The organism is Arsenophonus sp. ENCA (genome assembly GCF_002287155.1).
Lineage (GTDB): Bacteria > Pseudomonadota > Gammaproteobacteria > Enterobacterales > Enterobacteriaceae > Arsenophonus > Arsenophonus nilaparvatae.
The window spans coordinates 1-2,049 of sequence record NZ_NHNG01000163.1; the positions used below are offsets into that span (position 1 = coordinate 1).

2 protein-coding genes and 1 pseudogene are annotated in these 2,049 nt (G+C 37.5%); 2 read left to right on the forward strand and 1 reads right to left on the reverse strand.

Features of this window, described 5'->3' with window-relative positions; translation table 11 throughout:
• Positions 1–154 (forward strand): annotated as a pseudogene (locus CBG25_RS04360) (IS110 family transposase); the annotation flags it as partial.
• On the opposite strand, the gene CBG25_RS21295 reads toward CBG25_RS04360, so the two are convergent.
• On the reverse strand, positions 97–345 hold the full coding sequence (locus CBG25_RS21295; protein WP_366212696.1) for an asparaginase domain-containing protein: 249 nt from the start codon (positions 343–345) through the stop codon (positions 97–99). The pseudogene CBG25_RS04360 and the gene CBG25_RS21295 sit on opposite strands and share 58 nt — an antisense overlap.
• Positions 346–620: 275 nt before the next feature.
• On the opposite strand from CBG25_RS21295, the gene CBG25_RS04365 reads away from it, so the two are divergent.
• Positions 621–1,943 (forward strand): hypothetical protein, encoded by a 1,323-nt coding sequence (locus tag CBG25_RS04365; protein WP_290604841.1) that lies wholly within the window; start codon positions 621–623, stop codon positions 1,941–1,943.
• Positions 1,944–2,049 lie beyond the last annotated feature (106 nt).

A 2,049-nucleotide genomic window follows, 5' to 3' on the forward strand; every position in this document is an offset into this window, starting at 1 on the left:
CCCGATAATAAAAGCACAGTGGCAGAGGCTCGTATTGCGCCACAAAGGAGGTAAAGTAGGCATCTGCGCGGCAATGCGAAAATTACTCCAATTAGCTTATGGTGTCTTAAAATCTGGCATACCTTTCGATGAAAATATAGCTCTTGCATCATGATGAGAAAGACGGTATCTGACGTTGTCTGGTGACGCTACCGTCACGATTGCGTCGTGCAAGTTTGCCGGCACGTCAGAAATAAATGCAGTCACCAGACACATCGCATCCACCAGCACAACAGCTTTCTCACCATTTACCGTTAAGTTTAGCAAATAGGTGATTTCCTGATTAGTATCGCTACCATGGGTTATTGTAAATTAAAAATCTTGTTTTGTTAGCAACGGCAAATTAGGCAAAAAACACCTTGGCTAAACATACCGCTGGGAGCCTCTATAGAATTTATATGTCGCCACTCCATTAATCTGGATGATACCCACTTAAGTTTTATTGATAATAACAACGGTAATATAGGATCCTGCGTCAATAAAGTGGCTGACTATCCGATCAAATTTGGATTACTACAATAATTATTTTTCTTCTATGCTTGATTCTTTATTTATATTCTATTTTTTATGGAGTTCGTGACGTGTTTCCAATAACTAATTTATCAACGGTTGCTCATGTTGCTTTGCCCAATAAAAATGATCCACCCAACATGCTGTTGCAGCAATTAATATCATCTTCTGCTCATATTCAAGGGGAAACTCGCTTGCTTCCTAACGGACTAACTGCTCGCGATAATTTTCCGTTACTATTTCAGGTTGTCCTCGATCCGGTAAATGAACAGCCTGAAATAAATGGATTTCAACCTTCACATGACTTTACTTCCTTATACCCAATGATTGGAAAACAAGGAGAAACAACCATTGTTGCCGGAAATTATGATGAAATTGTACGATATGTATCCGGCAATCAAGCCTATGCTGTTTTTGCTATTGCCGCGCTTGGATTACCAGCGGTTTCATTGAAACAGAATTTTGATGATCCTGACACTAGTGTTATAGCGTTGCTATTTTCTGTAACAGGGAGTTTAGAAAGAGCAATAAGTTTTGATGAAACACATATCTTAGGCCCGGTAGATCCAGAACGGGTGGTTTTATTGCATGCACCCTATAGTAATCTTAATACTTTACAACCAGAAGTGGCAGAAAATCTTTCACGAACTTATCAACAAGTAGTAAATAAATATATGAATTCCTCTAACCACAGTACTTTTGATATCTGGTTCAGTCTCTATCCCCAATATGAGGCTTTATCTTCATATTTTATAGGCAATGAACTTACACAACAGCAGATAACTAATGGTAATTTAGAAAGAAAAGTCGAGTCCAATAATATTCCTCATAATTCACTCACTGAAAATACTCATCTAGCTCACACGATGGTAAATGGAGAAAAAATAAGATTAGTAACCCCTGAGATATTAAAAGAGATAGTGTTATTAGGTGCCGAAGGGATCGCAAAGGCGGGTGGACTAAAAAGGCTAAGTGAAAAATATAATGTCAATTTGAGTACTTTAAATAATTACCTCCATGCGGATGGCACACTTACGGTTAGAGGGAAAGTTTTTTTAGGTGGTAAATCCAATAAATTAACCCCTGAGCTATTAAAAGAGATAGTGTCATTAGGTGCCGAAGGGATCGCAAAGACCGGTGGATTGAGAAGGTTTAGTCAACAATATAACGTGAATTTGCATACCTTAAATAGTTATCTTAATAAAAATGGCATTCTCACGGCTCGAGGAAAATATTTTTTATATGGCATATCCAATCACATAACCCATGAGATGTTAACAAAAATAGTGTCATTAGGTACCGAAGGGTTTGCAAAGGCCGGTGGACTAGCAGGGATCAGTGAACAATATAACATCAATTCGACTGCATTAAATCACGAGTTTCGCAGTCTCTAAAAAAGAAGTATAAATTTAAAAACAAGAAAAAATCAGGATGTTCATATTTTGTCCGGTTATCCATGCATTAAAGATATCTATAAAATATTCTTGCAAGTAAGCAGTG